Annotated in this window: 18 protein-coding genes; 13 read left to right on the top strand and 5 right to left on the bottom strand. The window is 72.3% G+C overall.

All coding sequences use genetic code 11. The features are described from left to right. Positions 1 to 4 precede the first annotated feature (4 nt). Together tal and tkt are read right to left on the bottom strand one after the other, a co-directional pair. Positions 5 to 1,123 carry a transaldolase gene (gene tal / locus LG396_RS22915; RefSeq protein ID WP_018835692.1) on the bottom strand — a complete coding sequence of 373 codons (1,119 nt, stop codon included), beginning with the start codon at positions 1,121 to 1,123 and terminating at the stop codon, positions 5 to 7. A 47-nt stretch (positions 1,124 to 1,170) separates the two neighbouring features. Further along, a complete protein-coding gene (tkt, locus tag LG396_RS22910; RefSeq protein ID WP_225796186.1) occupies positions 1,171 to 3,261 on the bottom strand; it encodes a transketolase in 2,091 nt (696 codons plus the stop codon). Positions 3,262 to 3,514: 253 nt separating this feature from the next. On the opposite strand from tkt, the gene LG396_RS22905 reads away from it, so the two are divergent. Both LG396_RS22905 and LG396_RS22900 read left to right on the top strand, forming a co-directional pair. Beyond that, positions 3,515 to 4,456 (top strand): heme o synthase, encoded by a 942-nt coding sequence (locus LG396_RS22905; protein ID WP_018852375.1) that lies wholly within the window; start codon positions 3,515 to 3,517, stop codon positions 4,454 to 4,456. Positions 4,457 to 4,498: 42 nt separating this feature from the next. Beyond that, the gene (locus tag LG396_RS22900; protein ID WP_225796185.1) at positions 4,499 to 5,140 is read left to right on the top strand and encodes a hypothetical protein; all 642 of its coding nucleotides are present in this window, start codon (positions 4,499 to 4,501) and stop codon (positions 5,138 to 5,140) included. A 51-nt stretch (positions 5,141 to 5,191) separates the two neighbouring features. Here the strand turns inward: LG396_RS22900 and LG396_RS22895 are convergent, their stop codons facing one another. The 3 genes from LG396_RS22895 to LG396_RS22885 form a co-directional block, all read right to left on the bottom strand. Further along, a complete protein-coding gene (locus LG396_RS22895) occupies positions 5,192 to 6,175 on the bottom strand; it encodes a COX15/CtaA family protein (RefSeq protein ID WP_018835696.1) in 984 nt (327 codons plus the stop codon). Between the two features lie 91 nt (positions 6,176 to 6,266). After that, positions 6,267 to 7,058 (bottom strand): ABC transporter permease, encoded by a 792-nt coding sequence (locus tag LG396_RS22890; RefSeq protein ID WP_037747378.1) that lies wholly within the window; start codon positions 7,056 to 7,058, stop codon positions 6,267 to 6,269. Between the two features lie 76 nt (positions 7,059 to 7,134). Beyond that, positions 7,135 to 8,070, bottom strand: coding sequence for an ABC transporter ATP-binding protein (locus LG396_RS22885; protein ID WP_225796184.1), 936 nt, complete (start codon positions 8,068 to 8,070; stop codon positions 7,135 to 7,137). 182 nt (positions 8,071 to 8,252) lie between these two features. Between LG396_RS22885 and LG396_RS22880 the strand changes: the two genes are divergently transcribed. From LG396_RS22880 to dapD, 11 genes are all read left to right on the top strand, one after another. Further along, the gene (locus LG396_RS22880) at positions 8,253 to 9,014 is read left to right on the top strand and encodes a helix-turn-helix transcriptional regulator (RefSeq protein ID WP_018835699.1); all 762 of its coding nucleotides are present in this window, start codon (positions 8,253 to 8,255) and stop codon (positions 9,012 to 9,014) included. Further along, entirely contained in the window at positions 9,011 to 10,459 is a 1,449-nt protein-coding gene (gene sufB, locus LG396_RS22875) for a Fe-S cluster assembly protein SufB (protein WP_018835700.1), read from the top strand. The genes LG396_RS22880 and sufB overlap by 4 nt, the downstream gene beginning before the upstream one ends. Positions 10,460 to 10,534: 75 nt before the next feature. Next, positions 10,535 to 11,716: a Fe-S cluster assembly protein SufD gene (gene sufD, locus LG396_RS22870; RefSeq protein ID WP_037747374.1), complete on the top strand. Its 1,182-nt coding sequence runs from the start codon at positions 10,535 to 10,537 to the stop codon at positions 11,714 to 11,716. Next, a complete protein-coding gene (locus LG396_RS22865; protein WP_018835702.1) occupies positions 11,713 to 12,048 on the top strand; it encodes a non-heme iron oxygenase ferredoxin subunit in 336 nt (111 codons plus the stop codon). The genes sufD and LG396_RS22865 overlap by 4 nt, the downstream gene beginning before the upstream one ends. Before the next feature lie 7 nt (positions 12,049 to 12,055). Further along, positions 12,056 to 12,820, top strand: coding sequence for a Fe-S cluster assembly ATPase SufC (gene sufC / locus LG396_RS22860; protein ID WP_018835703.1), 765 nt, complete (start codon positions 12,056 to 12,058; stop codon positions 12,818 to 12,820). Continuing rightward, positions 12,817 to 14,073, top strand: coding sequence for a cysteine desulfurase (locus tag LG396_RS22855; RefSeq protein WP_225796183.1), 1,257 nt, complete (start codon positions 12,817 to 12,819; stop codon positions 14,071 to 14,073). The genes sufC and LG396_RS22855 overlap by 4 nt, the downstream gene beginning before the upstream one ends. 16 nt (positions 14,074 to 14,089) lie before the next feature. After that, entirely contained in the window at positions 14,090 to 14,542 is a 453-nt protein-coding gene (gene sufU, locus LG396_RS22850; protein WP_018835705.1) for a Fe-S cluster assembly sulfur transfer protein SufU, read from the top strand. After that, positions 14,539 to 14,928, top strand: coding sequence for a metal-sulfur cluster assembly factor (locus LG396_RS22845; protein WP_225796182.1), 390 nt, complete (start codon positions 14,539 to 14,541; stop codon positions 14,926 to 14,928). The genes sufU and LG396_RS22845 overlap by 4 nt, the downstream gene beginning before the upstream one ends. A gap of 230 nt (positions 14,929 to 15,158) precedes the next feature. After that, a complete protein-coding gene (locus LG396_RS22840; protein ID WP_037747366.1) occupies positions 15,159 to 15,770 on the top strand; it encodes an RNA polymerase sigma factor in 612 nt (203 codons plus the stop codon). Then, positions 15,763 to 16,764, top strand: coding sequence for a CU044_5270 family protein (locus LG396_RS22835; RefSeq protein ID WP_225796181.1), 1,002 nt, complete (start codon positions 15,763 to 15,765; stop codon positions 16,762 to 16,764). The genes LG396_RS22840 and LG396_RS22835 overlap by 8 nt, the downstream gene beginning before the upstream one ends. Positions 16,765 to 16,957: 193 nt before the next feature. Then, positions 16,958 to 17,953 (top strand): 2,3,4,5-tetrahydropyridine-2,6-dicarboxylate N-succinyltransferase, encoded by a 996-nt coding sequence (gene dapD, locus LG396_RS22830; protein WP_225796180.1) that lies wholly within the window; start codon positions 16,958 to 16,960, stop codon positions 17,951 to 17,953. The last annotated feature ends 116 nt before the right edge of the window (positions 17,954 to 18,069 follow it).

The following is an 18,069-nucleotide window of genomic DNA, read 5'->3' as shown; positions in this document are numbered from 1 at the left end:
TCGACTACGCCCCCTTCGGTACACGGCGCTCCAGCTCCTGCCGGGTGGAGTCGAGCAGGTCGGTCCAGGACTTCGCGAACTTCTCCACGCCCTCGTCCTCCAGCAGGCCGACCACCTCGTCGTACGAGATGCCCAGCTTCTCCAGGGCGTCGAGGTCGGCACGCGCCTCGGCGTACGTGCCGCGCACCTTGTCGCCCTCGATGCCGCCGTGGTCGGCGACCGCGTGCAGCGTGGACTCCGGCATGGTGTTGACCGTCCCCGGGGCGACCAGGTCGTCCACGTAGAGCGTGTCCTTGTACGCCTTGTCCTTCACGCCCGTCGACGCCCACAGCGGGCGCTGCTTGTGGGCGCCCGCCTTCTCCAGCGCGAGCCAGCGGTCCGAGGAGAAGACCTCCTCGTACGCCTCGTACGCCAGCCGGGCGTTGGCGACGGCGGCCCTGCCGCGCAGCTCCTTCGCCTCGGGCGTGCCCAGGGCGTCGAGCCGCTTGTCGACCTCGGTGTCCACGCGGGAGACGAAGAACGAGGCGACCGAGCGGATCTCCGCCAGGTCGAGACCCGCGGCCTTCGCCTGCTCCAGACCGGCGAGGAAGGCGTCCATCACCTCGCGGTAGCGCTCCAGCGAGAAGATCAGCGTGACGTTGACGCTGATGCCCTTGCCGAGCACCTCGGTGATGGCGGGCAGCCCCGCGCGGGTGGCGGGGATCTTCACGAACATGTTGGGCCGGTCGACCAGCCAGGCCAGCTGCTTGGCCTCGGCGACGGTGGCGGCCGTCTCGTGGGCCAGCCGCGGGTCGACCTCGATGGAGACCCGGCCGTCCTGGCCCTCGGTGGCGTCGAACACGGGGCGGAGCACGTCGGCGGCGTCGCGTACGTCGGCCGTCGTGATCATGCGGACGGCCTCCTCGACGGTGACGCCGCGGACGGCGAGGTCCGTGAGCTGGCCGTTGTAGCCGTCGCCCGCCGAGATGGCCTTCTGGAAGATCGTGGGGTTGGTGGTCACGCCCACGACGTGGCTCTCGTCGATCAGTTCGGCGAGGTTGCCGGACGTGATGCGCTTGCGGGACAGGTCGTCGAGCCAGATCGCGACGCCTTCACCGGAGAGGCGCTCGAGTGCGTCGGTCATCGGTATTGCATCTCCTGACATCGTTTCGTCTGTATGCGTCAGCGACTTCAGGCCCGCAGGGATTCCCGGGCGGCCTCGGCTACGGCCTCGGCGGTGAGTCCGTACTCGCGGAACAGAACCTTGTAGTCGGCGGAGGCGCCGAAGTGCTCCAGGGAGATGACGCGTCCGGCGTCGCCGACGAAGCGCTGCCACGGCATCCCCACGCCCGCCTCGACGGCCACCCGGGCCTTGACGGCGGGCGGCAGCACGGCGTCGCGGTACTCCTGCGGCTGCTCGTCGAACCACTCCACGGACGGCATCGAGACCACCCGCGTCGGCACGCCCTCGGCCTGCAACTGCTCCCGGGCGGCGACGGCGAGCTGCACCTCGGAGCCGGTGCCGATGAGGATGGCCTGCGGCTCGGCCCGCTCGCCGCCGGGGCCCTCGGCCTCGAACATCACGTAGCCGCCGCGGGCTGTGTCGTCGTTGGCCTCGTACGTCGGCACGCCCTGCCGGGTCAGCGCCAGGCCGTGCGGGGCGCCGACGCCGTACTCCTTGGTGTAGCGGCGCAGGATCTCGCGCCAGGCGATCACCGTCTCGTTGGCGTCCGCAGGGCGGACCACGTTCAGCCCGGGGATCGCGCGCAGGCTCGCCAGGTGCTCGACCGGCTGGTGGGTCGGGCCGTCCTCGCCGAGGCCGATGGAGTCGTGCGTCCACACGTACGTCACCGGCAGGTGCATCAGCGCCGAGAGCCGCACGGCGTTGCGCATGTAGTCGGAGAAGACGAGGAACGTGCCGCCGTACACACGGGTGTTGCCGTGCAGCGTGATGCCGTTCATGGCGGCGGCCATCGCGTGCTCGCGGATCCCGTTGTGGACGGTCCGGCCGTACGGGTCGGCGCCGGTCAGCGGGTTGTCGGCGGGCAGGAACGAGGCCGAGCCGGGGATGGTGGTGTTGTTCGACCCCGCGAGGTCGGCGGAGCCGCCCCACAGCTCGGGCAGCACCGGGCCGAGCGCCTTCAGCACCTCGCCCGACGCCTTGCGGGTCGCGACGGCCTTGCCCGCCGGGAACGACGGCAGCTCGTCCGCCCAGCCCGCGGGCAGCTCGCCGGCGCGGATCCGGTCGAACTCGACGGCGCGCGCGGGGTTGTCCTGCCGCCAGACGGCGAACTGCTTGTCCCACGCGGCGTGCACCTCCGCGCCGCGCTCACCGAGGGCGCGGGAGTGCGCGAGCACGCCGGCGTCGACCTCGAAGTGCCGCTCGGGGTCGAAGCCGAGGACGCGCTTGGTCGCGGCGACCTCCTCCTCGCCCAGCGCCGAGCCGTGCGCGGCCTCGGTGTTCTGCGCGTTCGGGGCCGGCCAGGCGATGATCGAGCGGGCCGCGATGAACGACGGCCGGTCGGTGACCGCCTTGGCCTCCTGGAACGCCTGGTACAGCGCCTCGGGGTCGAGGTCGCCGTTCGGCTTCTGCTCGACGCGCTGGACGTGCCAGCCGTACGCCTCGTAGCGCGCGACCGTGTCCTCGGAGACGGCGGCGGCGGTGTCGCCCTCGATGGAGATGTGGTTGTCGTCCCAGAGCAGGATGAGGTTGCCCAGCTTCTGGTGGCCGGCGAGCGAGGACGCCTCGTGCGAGATGCCCTCCTGGAGGCAGCCGTCGCCCGCGACCACCCAGATGTGGTGATCGAAGGGAGAGGTGCCGGCGGGCGCGTCCGGGTCGAAGAGGCCGCGCTCGTAGCGCGCGGACATCGCCATGCCGACGGCGTTGGCGACGCCCTGGCCGAGCGGCCCCGTCGTCGTCTCGACGCCGGCGGTGTGTCCGTACTCCGGGTGGCCCGGGGTCTTGGAGCCCCAGGTGCGGAACGCCTCCAGGTCGGCCAGCTCCAGGCCGAACCCGCCGAGGTAGAGCTGGATGTAGAGCGTCAGGCTGGAGTGGCCCGCGGAGAGGACGAAGCGGTCCCGGCCGGTCCACTGCGGGTCGGCGGGGTCGTGCCGCATCACCTTCTGGAAGAGGGTGTACGCGGCGGGGGCCAGGCTCATCGCCGTGCCGGGGTGGCCGTTACCGACCTTCTGTACGGCGTCCATGGCCAGAACGCGGACGGTGTCCACCGCTCGGTCGTCCAGTTCGTTCCACTCGAGGTCGGTGGTCGGCTGCGTGCTCACCCTTGTTCAGGGCTCCTCTCTCCACGGTCGGGAACTCCGGCGACCGGAAAGCACCGGGCGCCTTCGAGCCTATCCCGCTGATATCCAGACTGCCGGTGCCGGGCCCGTTGCGCCTGCCGGCGGGCGTCCGCGCACGCCCGCCGGGGGGCGGCCGGGTACCCGCCAACACGGGGCACCCCCCGCGCGGAGGGCCGATACGCAGCGTCTACAGTGACGACGTACAGAATCCCTTGACCGCGATGCAGAGGTGTCCGTGACGGCCGTCGAATCCCGACCCGCGGGTGTACTCGGGCAGGGCTCTCTGCACCGGCCGACCGGTGCCCGGGTCAAGGCGTTCGTGGCGCTGACCAAGCCGCGCATCATCGAGCTGCTGCTCATCACCACCGTTCCGGTGATGTTCCTGGCCGCCGAGGGCGTGCCCGACCTGTGGCTGGTGCTCGCGACCTGCGTCGGCGGCTATCTGTCCGCCGGCGGTGCCAACGCGCTGAACATGTACCTGGACCGGGACATCGACGCGCTGATGCACCGCACGGAGCAGCGGCCGCTGGTGACCGGGATGGTGCGGCCGGCCGAGGCGCTGGCCTTCGGCCTGGCGCTGACGGTGGTGTCCACGGTGTGGTTCGCCACACTCGTCAACCCGCTGTCGGCGGCGCTCGCCCTGGGCGCGAACCTCTTCTACGTCCTCGTCTACACGATGCTGCTGAAGCGGCGCACCTCGCAGAACATCGTCTGGGGCGGCATCGCCGGCTGCATGCCGGTCGCCATCGGCTGGTCCGCGGTGACGAACAGCGTCTCCTGGGCCTCGCTGATCCTCTTCCTGGTGATGTTCTTCTGGACGCCGCCGCACTACTGGCCGCTGTCGATGAAGGTCAAGGACGACTACGCGCGCGTGAAGGTGCCGATGCTGCCGGTGGTGGCGTCGAACAAGGTCGTGGCGCGGCAGATCGTCGGCTACAGCTGGGTGATGGTCGCCGTCTCGCTGCTGCTGTGGCCGCTGGGCTACACCGGCTGGTTCTACCCGGTGGTGGCCGCGGTGCTCGGCGCGGTGTGGCTGCGCGAGGCGCACGGGCTGCTGCGGCGGGCGAAGAGCGGGGTCGTGGGCGCGAAGCTCAAGGAGATGCGGCTCTTCCACTGGTCGATCACCTACGTGTCGCTGCTGTTCATCGCGGTGGCCGTGGACCCCTTCCTGCGCTGAGTCCCTTCCTGCGCCGACTTACCGGCGGGTAGCATCTGCGGCATGAGCGACGACGACCGCAGGACCCGCAAGCTCACCCGGCAGATCGAGTCCTTCGCCGGCCGCCACGGCGGCGCGCGGGGGCAGGTCGCGTACCTCGGCGAACCGGGCGCCCGGCTGGTGCTGGTCGGGGCCGACGGCTCGTGGGGCGACCTGGTGGCGCCGAGCATGCAGAGCGCGACGGCGGCGGCCGAGGCGGCGGGAGTGGCGCTGCAGGAGGACTTCGACGGCGAAATGGCGGCGGAGGTGCGGACCGGCCCGTACGAGTGGACGCGGATGGCCGGGATCCAGGTGGGCGGCCCCGCGAACCCGGGCGCGGCGGCCGAGCCGCCCGAGCCTGCGGCGGCCTCCGAGGGCGGAGCCGAGCGGAGCGAGGCGCCCGCGGCCGAGCCTGCGGCGGACTCCGGTGAGAGCGCCGGGGCAGGCGGATCGGCCGAGTCCTCGCCCCCGCCACCGCCCGCGGAGCCTCCCGCCGCCGCGGCCGCGCCGGCGGAGAAGGCCGGCACGGACGGCGCCCGGAGCGCCGAGACACCTGAGGGCACGGGCGACGGTGGCACGGGGTCCGGGGACGCACCGGCCGCGGAAGGCCGTACCGACGCCGCAGCGGACACCGGCGGGGCCGGCGGGGAGAAGAAGGACTCCTGACCGCCGCCCGGCGAACCGTCCGGTCCCGTCCCCGCCGGGAGGCGGGCGGCCCTACGGGGCCGGGGACCCCACCGGCCGCGCCTCCGCCGGAGCGGTCGGCGGCGGCACCTCGGCGGGCTCCACGTGCGGCCGGTGCCGCAGCGAGACGACCACCCGCAGCACCGCGATCCACACCAGCGTCGAACCGAACAGGTGGATCATGACCAGGACTTCGGGCACGTCCGTCAGGTACTGCGCGTAGCCGATGACGGCCTGCGACATCAGCACCAGGAACAGGTCCCGGGTGCGGGACAGCGGCCCCGCAGGCCCGTCGACGAGCTTCAGCGTCACCCAGATCGCAACCGTCAGGGCGATCACCGCCCAGGCCGTGACCGAGTGCACCTTCGCGGCGTGGTCCCAGCTGATCCACCCCATCCGGGGCACGTCGCTGGAGTCGCCCGCGTGCGGCCCGGTGCCGGTGACGACGGTGCCGGCGGCCAGCAGCAGGACCGACACGGCGACCAGCGCCCGGGTCAGCCGCCGCACCACGGCCCCGACGAGCATGTCCGGCCCGCCGTCGCCCTCGCGGGCGCGGTGCCAGGTGAGGTACGTGATCGTGATCAGCCCGGTGGCGAGCAGGAAGTGGGCGGCGACGGTGTACGGGTTCAGCTCGGTGAGCACCGCGGCGCCGCCGAGGACGGCGTTGCCCATGACCACCCAGAACTGCAGCCAGCCCAGCCGCGTCAGCTCGCGGCGCCACGGCTTGGTGGAACGGGCGGCGATGATGGCCCAGCCGACGGCGGCGCACAGCACGTAGGTGAGCAGCCGGTTGCCGAACTCGATGGCGCCGTGCATGCCCATCTCGGACGTCGCCAGCAGGCTGTCGTCGGAGCACTTGGGCCAGGTGTCGCAGCCGAGCCCGGAGCCCGTCAGCCGGACGGCGCCCCCGGTGACGACGATGAGGATGCTCATCAGCACCGCGGAGAGCGTCGCCCGCTGGACCGTCTTCTGCGTCGGGGTCCAGCGCTCGGCGATGAGGGCGAGGGGGTTCAGCACGGCGCCTATCGTATGCCGCCCCTTGTGCGCGGTTTCACGAGGGGGGGAGGCGGACGTTCCCGTACGCCCGTGAGCCCCGGTCGGCGCCGGGTCACTCCCAGCGGAAGAACCGCGCGGCGGCGGCGAGCCCCAGCACCGCCCAGCCGGCCAGCAGCCCCAGGTCGCCCCACGGCATGCCGCCGCCGTCCTGGAGGACGTCCCGCAGCCCGTCCGACAGCGCCGCGACGGGCAGCACTTCCAGCACCGCGCGGGCGCCGTCGGGGAACTTCTCCAGCGGCACGAGCACGCCGCCCGCCACCAGCAGCAGGACGAAGACGAGGTTCGCCGCGGCGAGCGTCGCCTCCGCGCGCAGCGTGCCCGCCATCAGCAGCCCGAGGCCCGAGAACGCGGCCGTGCCCAGGGCGACGAGCAGCACCGCGGCGAGCGCACCGCCGGCCCCGCCGCGCGGCGACCAGCCGAGCGCCAGCGCGATGGCGGTCAGCAGCACCAGTTGCAGCGCGATCGTGGCCAGCACCGCCGCCGCCTTCGCCGCCATCAGCCCGGCGCGCGGCAGCGGCGAGGCGCCGAGCCGCTTCAGCACGCCGTAGCGGCGGTCGAAGCCGGTGCCGATGGCCTGGCCGGTGAAGGCGGTGGCCATGACGGCCAGCGCGATGGCGCCGGGGGCGAGGAAGTCGACGCGCCGGCCGGGGCCGGTGTCGACGACGTCGACCGTGCTGAAGAGCAGCAGCAGCACCGCCGGGATGATCATGGTGAGGAGGAGCTGCTCGCCGTTGCGCAGGAGCAGCCGGGTCTCCAGTCCCGCCTGCGCGGCGACCATGCGGGGCAGCGGCGCCGCCCCGGGGCGCGGCGCGTAGACGCCGGTCCCCGCCTGCCGAGCACTCATCCGCGCACGTCCTTCCCCGTCAGCTCCAAGCCGCGGTCTCCCGGGGGGCGACCCCCGTACCCCCGGATGGCCCCGTTCACGAGCGCACGTCCTTCCCCGTCAGCTCCAAGAAGACGTCCTCCAGCGTGCGCCGCTCCACCGTCATCTGCTCCGGCAGCACCCCGTTCTGCGCGCACCAGGTCGTGACCGTGGCCAGCAGTTCCGGGTTGATCTCGCCGCTTATCCGGTACGAGCCCGGGGCCAGCTCCAGCGCCGCGGTCTCCGGGGGCAGCGCCTTCAGCAGCGAGCCGAGGTCGAGGCCCGGGCGGCCGGTGAAGCGCATGGTGTTCTCCGCGCCGCCGCGGCACAGCTCCTCGGGGGTGCCCTCGACCAGCAGCCGTCCGCCGTCGATGATGGCGACCTTGTCGGCGAGCTGCTCGGCCTCGTCCATCTGGTGAGTGGTGAGCACCACGGACACCCCGTCGGCGCGCAGCTCGCGGATCAGCTCCCAGGTGGCGCGGCGGGCCTGCGGGTCGAGGCCCGCGGTCGGCTCGTCGAGGAAGACCAGCTCGGGGCGGCCGACGACGGCCATGGCCAGGGCGAGCCGCTGCTGCTGGCCGCCGGAGAGCCGGCGGTAGGGGGTGCGGCCGCAGGAGGCGAGGCCCAGCCGCTCGATCAGGGCGACGACGTCGAGGGGGTGGGCGTGCAGGCGGGCGATGTGCCGCAGCATCTCCTCGGCCCGGGCGGCCGGGTAGACCCCGCCGGACTGCAGCATCACGCCGACGCGGGGCCGCAGTTCGGCGGCGTCGGCGAGGGGGTCGCGGCCGAGGACGCGGACGGTGCCGGCGTCCGGCCGGCGGTAGCCCTCGCAGATCTCGACGGTGGTCGTCTTGCCCGCGCCGTTGGGGCCGAGGACGGCGGTGACGTCGCCGCGGGCGGCGGTGAGGCCGAGCCCGGCGACGGCGGTCTTCTCGCCGTACCGCTTGACGAGGCCGGACACCTGGACGGCCGCGTCGGTGGAGGGCTGTTGCATGAGTGCGAGTCTAAAGAGCCCGCGGGCCCGGCCGGCGCCGCCCCGGGAGGGTTCACGCCAGGGGGTGGGCCGTGGCCCGTACGGAACTTAGGTAACCCTAAGTGATGCATTCCACCACACGGTGATCGAGACCCGGCTTGTCGCATCGCGGCGAATTAAGCAACAATGGCGTTGTGAAAAACGTGGACCCGGGTGCGAGCACCGCGAAGGACCAGGCGGCCGGGCCGGCCGCCGGTGCCGCCGTGCCCGGGGACGGGACGCGCAACCGCGTGGTCCGTTCCATCCTGGACCACGGCCCCTCGACCGCAGCCGACCTGGCCCACCGGCTCGAACTCACCCCCGCCGCCGTCCGGCGGCATCTCGACGCCCTCGTCGCCGAGGGCATCGTGGAACCACGCGACCAGCGGGTCTACGGGACCCGTGGCCGCGGCCGCCCGGCCAAGGCCTTCGCCCTGACCGACTGCGGCCGGGACGCCTTCGACCAGGCGTACGACCAGCTCGCCGCCGACGCCCTGCGCTGGATCGCCCAGAGCGCGGGCGGCGGGGAGCGGGGCGAGGCGGCCGTCGCCGCCTTCGCCCGTGACCGGGTCGCCGAGCAGGCCGAGCGGTACGCCGCGGAGCTCGCCGGCGTGCCGCCCGAGAGCCGGGTCGAGGCTCTCGCGCGGCTGCTCTCCGCGGACGGGTACGCTGCCACCGCGCGCAGCGCGCCCGGTGCCCCCGGCGAGCAGCTCTGCCAGCACCACTGCCCGGTGGCGCACACCGCCGAGCAATACCCGCAGCTCTGCGAGGCGGAGACCGAGGTCTTCTCCCGCTTGCTCGGCACCCATGTGCAGCGTCTGGCCACCATCGCCCACGGCGACGGGGTGTGCACGACGTTCGTCCCCGAAATCAGCGGGCACCACGCCCGCAGGCAGCCACCGACATCCGGGAGGACCCCCGCATGACTGCGCCCACGGCCTCTGCCCCTACTGAGGCGAACGCCGCCTCGGAGCACCCCGAGCTCGAAGGGCTGGGACGCTACGAGTACGGCTGGGCCGACTCCGACGCAGCCGGAGCCGCCGCCAAGCGCGGCCTGTCCGAGGACGTCGTCCGGGACATCTCCGGCAAGAAGTCCGAGCCCGACTGGATGCTGAAGACCCGGCTGAAGGGTCTGCGGCTGTTCGGCAAGAAGCCCATGCCCACCTGGGGCTCCGACCTCTCCGGCATCGACTTCGACAACATCAAGTACTTCGTCCGGTCCACCGAGAAGCAGGCCCAGTCCTGGGAGGACCTGCCGGAGGACATCAAGAACACGTACGACAAGCTCGGCATCCCCGAGGCGGAGAAGCAGCGCCTGGTCGCCGGCGTCGCCGCGCAGTACGAGTCGGAGGTCGTCTACCACCAGATCCGCGAGGACCTGGAGGAGCAGGGCGTCGTCTTCCTGGACACCGACACCGCGCTGAAGGAGCACCCGGAGCTCTTCAAGGAGTACTACGGCACGGTCATCCCGCCCGGTGACAACAAGTTCGCCTCCCTCAACACGGCGGTGTGGTCCGGCGGCTCGTTCATCTACGTCCCCAAGGGCGTGCACGTCGAGATCCCGCTCCAGGCCTACTTCCGGATCAACACCGAGAACATGGGCCAGTTCGAGCGGACGCTGATCATCGTCGACGAGGACGCCTACGTGCACTACGTCGAGGGCTGCACCGCGCCGATCTACCAGTCGGACTCGCTGCACTCCGCGGTCGTCGAGATCATCGTGAAGAAGAACGCCCGCTGCCGGTACACCACGATCCAGAACTGGTCGAACAACGTGTACAACCTGGTCACCAAGCGCGCGGTGGCCTACGAGGGCGCGACCATGGAGTGGGTCGACGGCAACATCGGCTCCAAGGTCACCATGAAGTACCCGGCGATCTACCTGATGGGCGAGCACGCCAAGGGCGAGACGCTCTCCGTCGCCTTCGCCGGCGAGGGCCAGCACCAGGACGCCGGCGCCAAGATGGTGCACATGGCGCCGAACACGTCGTCCAACATCGTCTCCAAGTCGGTGGCGCGGGGCGGCGGCCGGACCTCGTACCGCGGCCTGATCGAGATCGGCGAGGGCGCGGAGAACTCGAAGTCCAACGTGCTCTGCGACGCCCTGCTGGTGGACACGATCTCCCGCTCGGACACCTACCCGTACGTCGACGTCCGCGAGGACGACGTGACGATGGGGCACGAGGCGACCGTCTCCAAGGTCAGCGACGACCAGCTCTTCTACCTGATGCAGCGCGGCCTGTCCGAGGACGAGGCGATGGCGATGATCGTCCGCGGCTTCGTCGAGCCCATCGCCAAGGAGCTGCCGATGGAGTACGCGCTGGAGCTCAACCGGCTGATCGAGCTGCAGATGGAAGGCGCGGTCGGCTAGCGGCCGCACCGCGTCCGCCGGCAGGCCGGCACAGCCTTCGAGAAGATCCACGAGAAAGCGAGTACGAGAACAGTCATGGCCGACGCCCAGAAGATCCCGGCCGGCTCCACCGCCGCCGGAAGCATCGCGGTGGCCGCCGAGTCCACCGTGGCCACCAGGATGAGCGCCCCGCCGTCCTTCGACGTGGCCGACTTCCCGGTCCCGCACGGCCGGGAGGAGGAGTGGCGCTTCACCCCGCTGGCGCGGACCCGCGGCCTGCACGACGGCAGCGCCACCGCCACCGGCGAGCCCAAGACGGCCATCACCGCGCCCGACGGCGTCACCGTCGAGACCGTCGGCCGCGGCGACGCGCGGCTGGGCCGGGCCGGCACCCCGGTGGACCGGATCGCCGCCCAGGCGTACTCCTCGTTCGAGAAGGCCACGGTCGTGACCGTGCCGAAGGACACGCAGCTCACCGAGCCCATCCGGGTCTCGGTGCACGGCGAGGGCGGGGTGTCGTACGGGCACCAGCTCATCGAGCTGGGCGCCTTCGCGGAGGCCGTCGTCGTCATCGACCACACCGGCGACGCGGTGCTCGCGGAGAACACCGAGTACGTGCTCGGCGACGGCGCCAAGCTCACCGTCGTCTCCGTGCAGGACTGGGCCGACAGCGCCGTGCACGTCGCGCAGCAGTCCGCGCTCATCGGCCGGGACGCCACCTTCAAGTCCGTGATCGTCACCTTCGGCGGCGACCTGGTCCGGCTGCACCCGCGGGCGAACTACGCGGGTCCGGGCGCCGAGGCCGAGCTGTACGGGCTGTACTTCACCGACGCGGGCCAGCACCAGGAGCACCGCCTGTTCGTCGACCACGACGCCCCGCACTGCCGCAGCAACGTCGCGTACAAGGGCGCGCTCCAGGGCGCCGACGCGCACGCCGTGTGGATCGGCGACGTGCTGATCCGCAAGGCCGCCGAGGGCACCGACACGTACGAGCTGAACCGCAACCTGGTGCTCACCGACGGCGCCCGCGTCGACTCGGTGCCCAACCTGGAGATCGAGACCGGCGAGATCGTCGGCGCGGGCCACGCGTCGGCCACCGGCCGCTTCGAGGACGAGCAGCTCTTCTACCTGATGGCCCGCGGCATCCCGGCCGACGAGGCCCGCCGGCTGGTCGTCCGCGGCTTCTTCGCCGAGCTGGTGCAGCAGATCGGCATCGAGGACGTCGAGCAGCGGCTGATCGAGAAGATCGAGGCCGAGCTGGAGGCGTCCGTCGCATGACCGACACGACCGACGCGACGTATGTCCGCGCCTGCGCGCTGAGCGAGCTTGAGGAAGACCTCCCCAAGCGAGTGGAGCTCGGCGGCACGCCGGTGTCGGTCGTCCTCACCCAGGACGAGGTGTTCGCGATCTACGACATCTGCTCGCACGCGAACGTCTCCCTCTCCGAAGGCGAGGTGGAGGACTGCCAGATCGAGTGCTGGCTGCACGGCTCCACCTTCGACCTGCGTACCGGCAAGCCCTCCGGGATGCCCGCGACGCGCCCCGTCCCCGTGTACCCCGTCAAGATCGAAGGGGACGACGTGCTCGTCTCCCTCACCCAGGAGTCCTGAAGGCACCATGGCAACGCTTGAAATCCGCGACCTGCACGTCTCCGTCGAGGCCGACAACGCCACGAAGGAGATCCTCAAGGGCGTCGACCTGACCGTGAAGCAGGGCGAGACCCACGCCATCATGGGCCCCAACGGCTCCGGCAAGTCCACCCTGGCGTACTCCGTCGCCGGCCACCCGAAGTATCAGATCACGTCCGGGACCGTCACCATCGACGGCGAGGACGTGCTGGAGATGAGCGTCGACGAGCGCGCCCGCGCCGGCCTCTTCCTCGCCATGCAGTACCCGGTCGAGGTCCCCGGCGTCACCGTCTCCAACTTCCTGCGCACCTCCGCCACCGCCATCCGCGGCGAGGCCCCCAAGCTCCGCACCTGGGTCAAGGAGGTCAAGGAGGCGATGGCGCGGCTGAACATCGACCCCGCCTTCGCCGAGCGCAGCGTCAACGAGGGCTTCTCCGGCGGTGAGAAGAAGCGCCACGAGATCCTCCAGCTGGAGCTGCTCCGGCCGAAGATCGCGATCCTCGACGAGACCGACTCCGGCCTGGACGTCGACGCGCTGCGCATCGTCTCCGAGGGCGTCAACCGGATCCGCGAGACCGGCGAGGTCGGCACCCTGCTGATCACCCATTACACCCGTATCCTGCGCTACATCAAGCCCGACCACGTGCACGTCTTCGCGGGCGGCCGGATCGCCGAGTCCGGCGGCCCGGAGCTGGCGGACAAGCTGGAGGAAGAGGGCTACGCAGCCTATGTGAAGGGCGGCGCATCCGCGTGACCCCACTGCCGGGCCTCCTCGACACCGAGGCGATCCGCAAGGACTTCCCGATCCTGGACCGCACCGTCCACGACGGGAAGAAGGTCGTGTACCTCGACAACGCGGCCACCTCGCAGAAGCCGCGCCAGGTGCTCGACGCGCTCAGCGCGTACTACGAGCGGCACAACGCCAACGTGCACCGCGGCGTGCACGTCCTCGCCGAGGAGGCCACGGCGCTGTACGAGGGCGCCCGTGACAAGGTCGCCGCCTTCGTCAACGCGCCCAGCCGGGACGAGGTGGTCTTCACCAAGAACGCCTCCGAGTCGCTGAACCTCGTGGCCAACATGCTCGGCTTCGCCGACGAGCCGTACCGCGTGGACCGCGACACCGAGATCGTCATCACGGAGATGGAGCACCACTCCAACATCGTCCCGTGGCAGCTGCTCGCGCAGCGCACCGGCGCGAAGCTGAAGTGGTTCGGCCTCACCGACGACGGGCGCCTCGACCTGAGCGACCTCGACGAGGTCATCACGGAGAAGACGAAGGTCGTCTCCTTCGTGCTGGTCTCCAACATCCTCGGCACGCACAACCCCGTCGAGGCCATCGTCCGCCGCGCCCAGGAGGTCGGCGCGCTGGTCGTCGTCGACGCCTCCCAGGCCGCCCCGCACATGCCGCTGGACGTGCAGGCGCTGCAGGCCGACTTCGTCGCCTTCACCGGGCACAAGATGGCCGGGCCCACCGGCATCGGCGTGCTCTGGGGCCGCAAGGGGCTGCTGGACGACCTGCCGCCGTTCCTCGGCGGCGGCGAGATGATCGAGACCGTCTCGATGCACTCCTCGACGTACGCCCCGGCGCCGCACAAGTTCGAGGCCGGTACGCCGCCGATCGCCCAGGCCGTCGGCCTCGGCGCCGCGGTGGACTACCTCAGCGGCATCGGCATGGAGCAGATCGAGGCGCACGAGCGCGCCATCACCGAGTACGCGCTCGGGCGCCTGCAGGAGGTGCCGGACCTGCGGATCATCGGCCCGACCTCGGCCGAGGACCGCGGCGCCGCGATCTCCTTCACGCTCGGCGACATCCACCCGCACGACGTCGGCCAGGTGCTCGACGAGCAGGGCATCGCGGTCCGGGTCGGCCACCACTGCGCGCGGCCGGTCTGCCTGCGGTACGGAATTCCTGCGACCACGCGGGCGTCGTTCTATCTGTACTCCACCCCGGGTGAGGTCGACGCGCTGGTCGACGGCCTGGAGTACGTCCGGAACTTCTTCGGCTGAAGGGCGTGGGAACAGCGTGAAGCTCGATTCGATGTACCAGGACGTCATCCTGGACCACTACAAGCACCCGCACGGGCGGGGCTTGCGGGCCGGCGACGCCGAGGTGCACCACGTCAACCCGACCTGCGGTGACGAGATCACGCTGCGCGTGAAGCTCGACGGGCGGACCATCGAGGACGTCTCGTACGAGGGCCAGGGCTGCTCCATCAGCCAGGCCAGCGCCTCCGTGCTCAACGAGCTGCTGGTCGGCAAGGAGCTGGCCGAGGCGCAGCGGATCCAGGAGCAGTTCCTGGAGCTGATGCAGTCGCGTGGGAGGATCGAGCCGGACGACGCCATGGAGGAGGTGCTGGAGGACGCGGTCGCGTTCGCCGGCGTCTCGAAGTACCCGGCGCGCGTGAAGTGCGCCCTGCTGTCCTGGATGGCGTGGAAAGACGCCACGGCCCAGGCGCTGAAGGAGGCCGCAGCATGACGGACACCAGCACGACGGACACCAGCACGACGGACACCGGCACGACGGACGCCGACACGGCCGCCGCGGGCGCCAAGCCGGCGGAGGAGGACGAGATCCGCGAGGCGCTGTACGACGTGGTCGACCCCGAGCTGGGCATCGACGTCGTCAACCTCGGCCTGATCTACGGCATCCACGTGGACGAGGGCAACATCGCCACCCTGGACATGACGCTGACCTCGGCGGCCTGTCCGCTGACCGACGTCATCGAGGACCAGGCGAAGGCCGCCACCGAGGGCATCGTCAACGACCTGAAGATCAACTGGGTCTGGATGCCCCCGTGGGGCCCCGACAAGATCACCGACGAGGGCCGCGAGCAACTGCGCGCGCTGGGCTTCAACGTCTGACATCCGCGAGAAGGCCCGCCCCGGTCCGCCGGGGCGGGCCTTCTCGCGTCTCGGCACGTCCGCGGCCGCCCGCCGCCGCGCCGGCGACAACCGGCGGACGGCCGGCGGGAAACGGGTGAGAACGCGTTCGGGGCGATCGGGCAACAAGAGGTGACAGCACTCCGCTCACACCTTTCTCGATCGGGGACCGCCCAGTGATCGACCCACCGCACGACATCACGGAGAGATTTGTGGAACCACCGCAGGACGTCTCGCCGCTCGTCGACGGAGACGCCGCCGTGATCGAGGAGTCGCTGGACCGGCCCGAGGCGTTCGCCGAGCTGTACGACCGGTACGCCCCCGCCATACACCGCTACGCGACCCGCCGGCTCGGCGGCGGCGCGGCGGACGACATCACCGCCGACACCTTCCTGGCCGCCTTCCGCAACAGGGCGCGCTTCGACCCCCGCCGCGCCAGCGCCCGGCCGTGGCTCTACGGCATCGCCGCCAACCTCATCGGCCGGCACCGCCGCGCCGAGGTGCGGGGCCTGCGCGCCCTGGCCCGTACCGGCGTCGACCCCGTGGCCCACTCCTGGGTGGACGAGGCCGACGACCGGCTCGCCGCCGAGGCCGCACACGCCCCGCTCGCGGGCGCGCTCGCCGCCCTGGCGTCCGGCGACCGGCACGTGCTGCTGCTCGTCGCCTGGGCCGACCTCAGCTACGCGGAGGTGGCCGAGGCGCTGGACATACCCATCGGCACCGTGCGCTCCCGGCTGAGCCGGGCCCGGCGCAAGGTCCGCGCGGCCGTCGGACCCGATCCCCAGTCCACCCACGACGCACCCGAGGCGGCAACCCATGGATGAGATGTCGAAGTTGCGCGAGTGGCGCGCCGACGCGCCGACCCCCGACCGGGCCCGGCTCGCCCCCGGCCGCCGCCGGCTGCTCGACGCGGCCGGCACCCGCAAGCGCCGGCGGCTGCCGGCGCCGGGCGACTGGCGGGTGGTGTCGGGCGCGGTCGCCGCGGGCGTGACGGCGGTGGCGCTGCTGTCGACGAGCCTGGGCGGCGGACCGGGCGACGGTACGGGGACGCCGGCGGCGGACGGCGGCGTGCAGACGGCGCAGCCGCTGGTGCCGCAGGCCAGGGCGTCGGACCTGCTGCGGAAGGCCGCGACCGCGGTGGCGGCGGACTCCGTGCCGCAGCCGCAGTCGGGGGACTGGGTGTACGTACGGGAGGTCCGCGTCGGCGGCTCGGAACCTGACGACAACTCCCCGAACGTGTCGGAGAGCTGGTTCGAGTACGCGGACCCCGAGTTCGAGGACTGGAACGAGGGCGACGACCACTCGCCGCGGGAGGGCTTCGAGTACCTCGCCGCGCTGCCCGAGGACCCCGACGCGGTGCTGCAGAAGGCCCGCTGGTTCTATCCCGAGGACGGCGACCGCCCCGACACCGAGGACCCCGGCGCCGGGCGCAGCGACACGGAGCTGGCCGCCTGGAACTTCGGGTCGCTGGGACTGCTGGCCGGGACGGTGCCCAACCACCCCCGCGGGCAGGCCCGCATCTACGAGGCGATGGCCACGATCCCGGGGCTGCGGGTCGCGGACACCACCGTGATGGACCCGGCGGGCCGGCGGGCGCTGGCGTTCTACCTCGGCGACGAGGTGGACGCCGACGACGGCCCGTTCCGCGACGAGCTGCTGATCGACCCGGAGACGTACACCTACCTGGGCACCCGGTACATCGCGACCGAGGACACCGACCAGTCGCGGTACGGGCCGGCGGCGGAGGAGGGCGACGTGGTGGCCGGCACGGCGGTCCTCAGCACCGCGCTGGTGGACGACGACGGCGAACGGCCGTGAGGGCCGGCGGCGTCCGGAGGGGGCGAAGCCGTACGGGACAGGGGTCCGTACGGGACGCGGGGGCGGCCCGGGAGCACCGGGCCGCCCCCGTGGGCCGCCGCGGCGCCCGCCCCGCGGCCGGCGGCCCCTGGCGGAGCGTGTCGCCATACGGACCGGTTCGCCTCCCGTGCGGGGCGGCGGTTAGCGTTCGGGTATGAGCGACGCAGCGACCTCCGCCACCCTCACCACCGGCGCCGCGGCCACCGGCCTGGCCACCGTCACCCCCGACGGCACCGTCCTGGACACCTGGTTCCCCGCCCCCGCGCTCGCCGACGGCCCCGGCCCCGCGGGCACCGAGCGGCTGACCCCCGAGCGCGCGGCCGAGCTGCTCGGGGAGCCGGCGCGGGCGGCACTGGGCCCCGACCCGCGGCGCGGGGTGGAGGTCGTCGCGGTGCGCACGGTGATCTCCTCGCTGCAGGAGAAGCCGGCCGACGCCCACGACGTGTACCTGCGGCTGCACCTGCTCAGCCACCGGCTGGTCCGCCCGCACGGGCAGAGCCTCGACGGCATCTTCGGCCTGCTGGCCAACGTCGCCTGGACCTCCCACGGCCCCGTGCCCGCCGACCGGATCGAGGAGGTGCGGCTCGCGGTCCGCGCCGCCGGGCAGCACCTCCAGGTCAGCCACCTCGACAAGTTCCCGCGCATGGTCGACTACGTGCTGCCCTCCGGCGTCCGCATCGGCGACGCCGACCGCGTCCGCCTCGGCGCGCACCTCGCCGCCGGCACCACCGTCATGCACGAGGGCTTCGTCAACTTCAACGCCGGCACCCTCGGCACGTCCATGGTCGAGGGCCGGATCTCCGCGGGCGTCGTCGTCGGCGACGGCTCGGACGTCGGCGGCGGCGCCTCGATCATGGGCACGCTCTCCGGCGGCGGCAAGGACGTCATCTCCCTCGGCGAGCGCTGCCTGCTGGGCGCCCAGGCCGGCATCGGCATCTCGCTGGGCGACGACTGCATCGTCGAGGCCGGCCTGTACGTCACCGCCGGCACGAAGGTCGCGCTGCCGGACGGCGCCGTGGTCAAGGCCCGCGAGCTGTCCGGCGCGAGCAACCTGCTGTTCCTGCGCAACTCCACCACCGGCGCGGTCGAGGCCCGCCAGCGCTCCGGTTCGTGGGGCGGGCTGAACGCCGCGCTGCACGCCAACGACTGACGCGGGGCGGCCGGTTCGTACCCCGGATCCGCCTCCCCGGCCCCGCCCGAGCCCGCCGCGCACGGCATGTCGCCGTGCGCGGCGGTTTTTTCGTCTTTCGAGGCATAGCGGCGGTA

This window comes from Streptomyces aculeolatus (assembly GCF_020400605.1).
GTDB classification, from domain to species: domain Bacteria; phylum Actinomycetota; class Actinomycetes; order Streptomycetales; family Streptomycetaceae; genus Streptomyces; species Streptomyces aculeolatus.
Note: the sequence above shows the minus strand (reverse complement) of the source record. Positions and strands in the feature narration are given on the sequence as shown.

What these genes read in the sequence shown, in the direction of transcription:
- tal (WP_018835692.1), bottom strand. Translation starts at nt 1,123, where the DNA reads ATGACCGACGCACTCGAGCGCCTCTCCGGTGAAGGCGTCGCGATCTGG.
- LG396_RS22900 (WP_225796185.1), top strand. Translation starts at nt 4,499, where the DNA reads ATGAGCGACGACGACCGCAGGACCCGCAAGCTCACCCGGCAGATCGAG.
- LG396_RS22890 (WP_037747378.1), bottom strand. Translation starts at nt 7,058, where the DNA reads ATGAGTGCTCGGCAGGCGGGGACCGGCGTCTACGCGCCGCGCCCCGGG.
- LG396_RS22885 (WP_225796184.1), bottom strand. Translation starts at nt 8,070, where the DNA reads ATGCAACAGCCCTCCACCGACGCGGCCGTCCAGGTGTCCGGCCTCGTC.
- sufB (WP_018835700.1), top strand. Translation starts at nt 9,011, where the DNA reads ATGACTGCGCCCACGGCCTCTGCCCCTACTGAGGCGAACGCCGCCTCG.
- sufD (WP_037747374.1), top strand. Translation starts at nt 10,535, where the DNA reads ATGGCCGACGCCCAGAAGATCCCGGCCGGCTCCACCGCCGCCGGAAGC.
- LG396_RS22865 (WP_018835702.1), top strand. Translation starts at nt 11,713, where the DNA reads ATGACCGACACGACCGACGCGACGTATGTCCGCGCCTGCGCGCTGAGC.
- sufC (WP_018835703.1), top strand. Translation starts at nt 12,056, where the DNA reads ATGGCAACGCTTGAAATCCGCGACCTGCACGTCTCCGTCGAGGCCGAC.
- LG396_RS22845 (WP_225796182.1), top strand. Translation starts at nt 14,539, where the DNA reads ATGACGGACACCAGCACGACGGACACCAGCACGACGGACACCGGCACG.
- LG396_RS22835 (WP_225796181.1), top strand. Translation starts at nt 15,763, where the DNA reads ATGGATGAGATGTCGAAGTTGCGCGAGTGGCGCGCCGACGCGCCGACC.
- dapD (WP_225796180.1), top strand. Translation starts at nt 16,958, where the DNA reads ATGAGCGACGCAGCGACCTCCGCCACCCTCACCACCGGCGCCGCGGCC.